The organism is Nonomuraea sp. B10E15 (genome assembly GCF_039871615.1).
GTDB lineage: Bacteria > Actinomycetota > Actinomycetes > Streptosporangiales > Streptosporangiaceae > Nonomuraea.
The window spans coordinates 26,258-33,306 of record NZ_JBDPMB010000044.1 but is presented as its reverse complement, the minus strand read 5'-3'; the positions used below and the strand labels follow the sequence as shown (position 1 = coordinate 33,306).

The 7,049-nt window shown below is 58.7% G+C and carries 6 protein-coding genes; 5 read left to right on the top strand and 1 reads right to left on the bottom strand.

Annotated features, from left to right (window positions below; all coding sequences use genetic code 11):
• Window positions 1-617: 617 nt before the first annotated feature.
• Together ABGB14_RS49240 and ABGB14_RS49235 are read left to right on the top strand one after the other, a co-directional pair.
• Window positions 618-1,658, top strand: coding sequence for a nucleoid-associated protein (locus ABGB14_RS49240; protein WP_347650813.1), 1,041 nt, complete (start codon window positions 618-620; stop codon window positions 1,656-1,658).
• A 21-nt stretch (window positions 1,659-1,679) separates the two neighbouring features.
• The gene (locus tag ABGB14_RS49235; protein ID WP_347650812.1) at window positions 1,680-2,666 is read left to right on the top strand and encodes a hypothetical protein; all 987 of its coding nucleotides are present in this window, start codon (window positions 1,680-1,682) and stop codon (window positions 2,664-2,666) included.
• A gap of 11 nt (window positions 2,667-2,677) precedes the next feature.
• Here the strand turns inward: ABGB14_RS49235 and ABGB14_RS49230 are convergent, their stop codons facing one another.
• Window positions 2,678-3,109, bottom strand: coding sequence for a hypothetical protein (locus tag ABGB14_RS49230; protein WP_347650811.1), 432 nt, complete (start codon window positions 3,107-3,109; stop codon window positions 2,678-2,680).
• Window positions 3,110-5,400: 2,291 nt separating this feature from the next.
• Between ABGB14_RS49230 and ABGB14_RS49225 the strand changes: the two genes are divergently transcribed.
• From ABGB14_RS49225 to ABGB14_RS49215, 3 genes are read left to right on the top strand one after another with little or no spacing between them, the layout of a single operon-like run.
• On the top strand, window positions 5,401-5,778 hold the full coding sequence (locus tag ABGB14_RS49225) for a metalloregulator ArsR/SmtB family transcription factor (protein ID WP_347650810.1): 378 nt from the start codon (window positions 5,401-5,403) through the stop codon (window positions 5,776-5,778).
• 34 nt (window positions 5,779-5,812) lie between these two features.
• Entirely contained in the window at window positions 5,813-6,463 is a 651-nt protein-coding gene (locus tag ABGB14_RS49220; RefSeq protein ID WP_347650809.1) for an SRPBCC domain-containing protein, read from the top strand.
• Window positions 6,460-6,951 (top strand): SRPBCC family protein, encoded by a 492-nt coding sequence (locus ABGB14_RS49215; RefSeq protein WP_347650808.1) that lies wholly within the window; start codon window positions 6,460-6,462, stop codon window positions 6,949-6,951. Before ABGB14_RS49220 ends, ABGB14_RS49215 begins: the two co-directional genes overlap by 4 nt.
• Window positions 6,952-7,049: the final 98 nt, after the last annotated feature.

The following is a 7,049-nucleotide window of genomic DNA, read 5'->3' as shown; positions in this document are numbered from 1 at the left end:
CAGGACCATTCCCGGCTCCCCCGAAACGCGCCACCCACAAACGACGCATCAGGAGAAACCCGAACACGGCACCGGTGTCAAGCATGTCCTGGGACTCGAGTGTCAAGCATGTCACGGGACAGGACAGGGAGAACTTGCCGAATTAATCTCTTGAGGATCAAGGGCGGCGCTGCGCGCCGCCACCCTGCCCTGCGCTCGGCCGCACGCTGCGCGTGCGGCCTGGGGGCCGTTCTCCCGTGCGGCCGTGCTCGGGCCGGGCCTACCAACATCAACCGATCAGGCCTCAGGGACAAACCTTGGTGCAGCCCTCTCTTGACGACTGCAGTACTCCAATCTTAAACCTCGAAGGAAACAACTGCACACCTATGCTGCATACGACCAGCGTCAGACCGAGAGTTGTCCAGTTCGATCGACACCGTGTTCGAGGAAGATGCGCCCGACATGGCGATGTGTGTCCGTTTCAACTATGCGCGCTATCTCAATAGCGGCACGATCCAAAGCAACACTCTCGACGTGACCCGAGGAAGCCCTTAAGCTCCAAAAGGATCGTTCCACTCATAGGCGTCTCAGTATCGGCTGGCGAAGGGCAAGCACAACGAGAGGCACGGGGGCGGCTGATGGCCATAGCATCCTTCGAAATCAAGCAAGTTATTCTCCATCAGATATCTCAAAAAGGAGGAGAATCAACCGAGGCAATACTGAGTCACAGGCCGACACCTTTGAGTGAGCGCGACAAGCTTTATGTCGAGCGCCGAATGAAAGACGCACTGAACCGCAGAGCCCGGCTGGTCGAAGAGGAAGCAGGAGTCTCGGAAGTGCCGGAAATCATTCGCAAGCACCTCAGCGACCAACATGCAGATCTAGTTAAGCAGTCACAGGCACTCGCCAGAAAGCTCCAAGCGACACAGCCCGCTATCAGCTCTCCCGGCATCCTTATAGTCGCAGATGTCGAGGTAAGTGGATGCCCTGCTATCGTGATAGCGAAAGTCGAGCACGAAGAGGGAATTAGGGCTCAAGAGATAACCACAGATCAGGGGCAGACAACGTTCACTGTAGAGTTCCTTCGTGATCTACTGTTCACCAGCGCCAGCAAAGTCTATAAGGTAGCTCTCTTCTCCTCAGCGGATGTCAATGACACCAACTTTCGAGGCATGGTTGCCGACAGTCAGGCCGCCGGCTCCGAAATCGCACGGTATTTCCTGAATACATACCTCGGCTGCAGGCTGGTCGAACGACCTGAGGTAGTCACCCAGAGGTTCTACGAAGGGGCGCAGAGGTGGATTAATAGCCTAAAGGATAGCGAGAAGAAAACTGCGTATCTAGTTGCCCTCTTGTCGGAGATGCGCAGCAACAAAACGACTCTGTCGGTCGACTCGTTCGCTCAAGACCATCTCTTGGTTGAGGACCGAGATGCGTTTCGCTCACAGATGCAGAGCGAGAGCGTGCCCCTCAGGCAGATCGATAAATCAATCGATCTCGTGCGGGCAAATCTCCGTAAAGTGCGAATAGATACAAAGGGGGACGTTCTGATAATGGCGCCGCCGGACGCGCTAGACGATGGCAGGATTACGATTTATGACAGGCCGGAAGGCGGTACCGAGATACGCGTTCTTGATGAGTTCAAGAAGATATCCGGATCAGGCAAGTACTCCCCTTAATTGCTCGGGAGGTGGCCGGGGATGGACATTGATGCAGCGCTCGAAAAGTATGCTGCCCTCCAATCCCGCTATGAAAAGGCGGTACAAGACGTCAAGGAAATCATCGAGAAGGTCGCCGGGGGAGCTGATATAAAGTGTCGCATAAGCGGTCGAGCAAAAGATCCCGCAAGCTTCCAGAAAAAGGCGATCATCAAGCAGTATGCTGACCCCTGGTCGATGATGACAGACAAAGCCGGGGTTCGAGTAGTAGTCGAGCGGCACCGCCATGTCGACGATCTCAAAGAGGCTCTAAAGAACTCAGGGGATATCGAAGTGCTTCATATCGACGACAAACGACAGACGGAGAGCCCGGACAAGCTAACTTATAGCGGCGTCCATCTGCAGGTCGCCGCTCCGCTAGAAGAGGGAGACTCTGAAGAAGTTCAGTGCGAAGTGCAGATACGCACCGTGGCACAGGACGCATGGTCAGTGGTATCTCACAGTCTTCTATACAAGCCGGCGCTTGAATTGCCGGAGGACCATAAACGTGCTATTTACCGTCTAGTAGCACTGGTCGAAATTTTCGATGAGGAAGTTCAAAGAGTCCTAGATGCTATGACTAGCATCGAAGGATACGAACTGACGGATATAATTGAGGCAGCAGAAAATGAATACTTGTCTCTCGCACACTCCACTTCCAGAAGAGACTTCTCAGTCTACATCTTGAGCAGGATTATATCCACTATACCCGACGCAGATCGATCGACGTATCCCGACAGACTTAAGCGATACGTACAAGAGAATCGGAACAAGCTTAAGTATATATATGAAAGAATGGGGCCAAAAAGTGGTGTTGCTTCCGAACCTACGTACGCTCTCTTTGGGCAGGCGGAAAGCCTTGTGCTATTGGAAAGACTTGAGGCTGCCCCTCATCTCCTTATTGAGCAATGGAAGCAGGCTGGGCTTCCACGCAGGCTCCTCCAAACACTAGTGGATGAGCTTGGCCTCTCAATAGAGATTCATGAGTGATCGCAAGAGTACTACTCCTCCGCAATATGGAGGTCTCTGCGTAGAACATCGACGATGGGACCTAACGGCAGGGGACCAGACTTCCGCTTCTCCATTGAATCGGCCCTGTCTCTCATCTCATCTTCTAACTCCAGCACAACCTTCGCAACTGCCGCCGGCGCTATCAAGCGAAGCTCTGCATTCAGTTCGGCGAAACGATCGAGCTCAGCATCTAGTTTTTTCTCGAGCTCCTCATTCGTGTCGGCTGTCGAATCTTTTAGTAGTCTTTGAACCCGCCTGCCTTGACTGATGACTCGCCCATATAGGGCGCGCCGCTCCGCCCGGTTCTCCTTCTCTTCGTCACGGCGCCGGTTCAGCATGGATACTGTCGTAGAGATTACTTGCTGGAGTGTTACGCCAGCAAGAGCGAAGATGCCAGTAAGTATAGAATCAGCAGTCGCCATGTCCATAGCCTGGCACAGTCCATAGGTTTTCTCCAGTCTCGATTCGTCCGCAATCTACGCTATACGTCACTGGCAGCCGTGCCTTGATGCGGCTCATCGCTGTTGCCAGCTCTACGCCGCTCGTAGGAGACAACTTCTTGTAGGATAATCGCAAGATCTTGCGATGAAAGCTCCACACCCTCTCCTGCTAAACGGTCTTCCAGTCGTCGTCGCGCCCTTCGCATTGAGACCAATAAATAATCAGCGTCGGTACTTTCGATAAGCTTGTATAGGAACTCCAAGTCGTCCGATGCAAGCAGGGCCAGTGCGTTTACGCCTTTTCGGTGGCGTCCCCTATAGGTTGACCAATCTATATCACCTTCGGCAAGGCTATTGTGCTTCTCTGTATCGGCCTCCGGGTGATCTAGGAGCCAGCGCCAAAACCTGTCTGCGTACGCAGTAATAGGATGCTCTTTGTAGCAGGAGTCGCAAAGTAGAACAATGTTCCACGCGGCATTTGAGCCGCCGAGGCTTGGAGGGACAACGTAGGCCATTCGTAGGCCGTACTCCCTGGATTTCATTGTCAAGATCGAGTCGCGCGATTGGTTGCCGGGTCGTCCGCAAGCGAAGCACATAGGGCTGCTGAGGTCGCTAAGCGGTATGTACTCACTTCCCGGGAGGTCGCGACAATGCCAGTATTGTGCAACTTCGTGCTGGGTGGGCATGTTTTCCTTTTCGTCTCGCGTCATACAGCAAAACTATCACGCTGGTACGACAGTTCTAGGGGTCGCTACCTTGCGCGGACGATCGTCTCAGCTTCATTGTTGCGACACGCACATATATGGACGCGCTGTGGCAGCACGCGTTCCAGCGCCTTTGCCGCCAAGCGAAGGGCGGCTTCTGCGTTCCGCTCCTCCACCAGTCGAGATGAGGGCTCCTAGCTGCTGGCCTGTACAGTGCTGAGAGATTCGACATGTGTGGAAACAATCTCTCGTCTGGCCCACGAGTCCTGCGTAACCTCATTGGCGTCCGATTAATGATCTTTTGAAGGACGATTGAGATCGATTAGTTTCCGGGTCGCAAGCGATGCTTCTGGCGGAGGCGCTCTGATGCCGGATGGTTGTTGTTTCCAGTCTGAACTCCATCCCGGTTGGGCCGGGATGTTGATCGTGGGCCAGCCATCGACCCGGGACGAGCCCGCACCTGCTTTCGGACAGGCGGGTCGACGGCAGATGAGATGTTCAAGCGGTGAAACGCACGCTAGCCCGCACTATATGGGTTGCAGTTCCCCGCCGTGCCACCACGTTTCAAGCCTCCGTTCCGCCATAGTGGTCCAGGTTGAACGCCCTGAGACGATTAGCCTCCTAGCTGCTATGGCCCAGATTTGGACGCCGCCGTAGCAGTGCTGGCCTCCCGATCGCCTGATTGTGGCTGATCGCCGTAGGGTGTTGGGGGCGATCGAAGGTCCGGGGCTTCGTTCCTCAGCCCCGGCCCACTGGATATCGAGGCGCGGGTCGGACGACAACTTTCTGACCATGCACCGCGGTCGTGTGGTCCGGAACATGCGCGGAACGCTACCTGTCTCGCAGGAGGAAACAGGAACGTCAGTCGCAGGTCAGCATGCCGCCTGGCGAAGAAACAGCGATCCACTTCTAATCCGACGGTCGCAGGTTCGAATCCTGCAGGGCGCGCTTCACTCGACCAGCACAAGAGAGCCACTGACCTGCGGTAACGCTGATCATGGGCTCTCTTCATGCGTCCGGCCGTCTACGGCTCTAACTGATCGTTTGCGGGCGTTCACGCCCAATGCTTGCCCACGACCCCATGCACGGTTTCGGCCAGGGCGGTCCTCGATGATCCCGGCGACGCGTCGCTCGGCTCGCCTCTCATGACCGACGATGTCCTCACGTCGCGTCTTGAGGTACAGCAGCGTCGCTTCGGTGTGTTGTTCGGCCTTGTGCTCGCTGAGAAGCCTGTGAAGGCTTGGAACTGATGGACAGGGGCTGGGTCGGCAGGCCCTGGCCCACGTCACCCCAGACCGGCCACTGCTCAATAGCAGGGGTATGCGATACCTGCTGAATCGTCGCTGCTTGATCCTCATGCGTCCTGCGTCGACGCAGCAGCACTGCGCGTGCGGATCGGAGACAGCTCTCTCGCGTGATTACGGCGGTCTCAGCTGACACCGGATGTCGGTCTCGTTCGACACCGGCATCGATGGTGCGAATCGGATGTCGATGGGCTTCGACACCAGGGGTGACGCCGAAAGTGCCAGCGCTGACTTATATAAGTTATTCCTGGTATGATCCTGGGTCGTGCACGCGTTCGACATCCTCGGCGACCCGGTGCGCCGGCGCATTCTGGAACTGCTCGCCGACGGTGAGCAGACCTCTGGCGCGATCACAGACGTGATCCGGGCCGAGTTCGCACTGTCTCAGCCGGCTGTCTCGCAGCATCTGCGCGTTCTGCGTGAGAACGGGTTCGCGTCGGTCCGGGCTGAGGGGGCTCGCCGGTTCTACGCCGTAGAGGCCGGGCCGCTGAGCGAGGTTGACGCGTGGTTGGACCGGTTTCGCAGGTTCTGGGACCAGCGACTCGACGCACTGGAGACTGAGCTCGCCCGGGGCAGGCGTGCTACCCGGAAGCCCGCCGACGACGAGCCCGGCCAGCCGCCCAGGCCCGGCGAAGAAGCGTAGGCACGAGGAATTCCCTAACGGACGGAGCATGACGATGAAGGATGTACTCGACGAACTGGCCGCCGCCCGCCGGAAGATGGGCACGGCGAGCCTGCCCGCCGGTGAGGCCTACACCATGGAGCTGAGGCGTCGCTACGACGCGCACCTCGACGACGTGTGGGACGCCATCACCAGCCCTGAGCGACTGAGCCGCTGGATGAAGCCGGTCACCGGCGACCTGCGCCTTGGCGGGGCATTCGAGCTGGACGGCGGCGAGCACGGTGAGATCCTCCGTTGCGAGCCGCCGCGCCTGCTGCGGGTGTCCTGGATGTTCGGGCCCGGGGCCGACGAGTGGCCAGGCACGAGCGAGGTCGAGGTGCGCCTGTCTCCTGGCTCGGCCGGGGACACCGAGTTCGAGCTGGTCCACGCCGCGGCCGTCGGAGAGCCCATGTTTCCCACCTACGGCCCCGGTGCCGGCGGCGTCGGCTGGGACCTGCACCTCCTCACCCTCGCCAGGTTCCTGGGCGACGGCGAGGTTCTTGACCACGAGGAGTTCCGGGCATCGCCCGCCGGACACGAGTTCAGCCGGCGCAGCGCCGCCGCCTGGGGCGAGGCCCACCTGGCCGGCGGCGGCGAACCGGACCACGTCGCGGCCGCGGTCGAGGCCACTACCGCGTTCTACCTGCCCACCGGGGACGCGCGATGAAGTACACCACCTCGATCGAGATCGCGCTGCCTCGCGACGAGGTGCTCCAGCTGATCGCGGACCCCGCGCAGACGCCGAAGTGGCTGCGGGGCCTGGTGCTGCACGAGCCGGTGACCGGGGCGCATGGCCAGGTCGGCACCACCTCGCGCGTTGTGTTCCAGATGGGCAAGCAGCGGATGGAGGCCACCGAGACCATCACGCGCCTGGAGCCCGCGGACCTGCATGCAGTGCCCAGCTCGGTCGTCGTGCACTACGAACGCGAGATTGACGCCGAGGGCATGTGGCAGGCCCAGCGCGACCGGCTGTTCGAAGCCGGTCCGGACACGACGCTGTGGGAGAGCGAGAGTGAGTTTCGGTTCGACGGGTTGCTGATGCGGCTGGTGGGGCTTTTGATGCCCGGCTCCTTCCGCAAGCAGTCGCGACAGCACATGCAGGACTTCAAGGCATTCGCCGAACACGGGACGGACGTCCGCCAAGGGACGAACTGATCTGTCGCAGTCAGCGACGAGAATCCCCAACGCGATGGCCCGATGCTTGGAGCGTCCCGTCACGGAATCTTTTGGTCTGGCCATCATCGAGCACTTGC

Bases quoted from the DNA above. Each gene is read 5' to 3' on its own strand.
- ABGB14_RS49240 (WP_347650813.1), top strand. From the start codon at position 618: ATGGCCATAGCATCCTTCGAAATCAAGCAAGTTATTCTCCATCAGATA.
- ABGB14_RS49235 (WP_347650812.1), top strand. From the start codon at position 1,680: ATGGACATTGATGCAGCGCTCGAAAAGTATGCTGCCCTCCAATCCCGC.
- ABGB14_RS49230 (WP_347650811.1), bottom strand. From the start codon at position 3,109: ATGGCGACTGCTGATTCTATACTTACTGGCATCTTCGCTCTTGCTGGC.
- ABGB14_RS49215 (WP_347650808.1), top strand. From the start codon at position 6,460: ATGAAGTACACCACCTCGATCGAGATCGCGCTGCCTCGCGACGAGGTG.
- ABGB14_RS49220 (WP_347650809.1), top strand. From the start codon at position 5,813: ATGAAGGATGTACTCGACGAACTGGCCGCCGCCCGCCGGAAGATGGGC.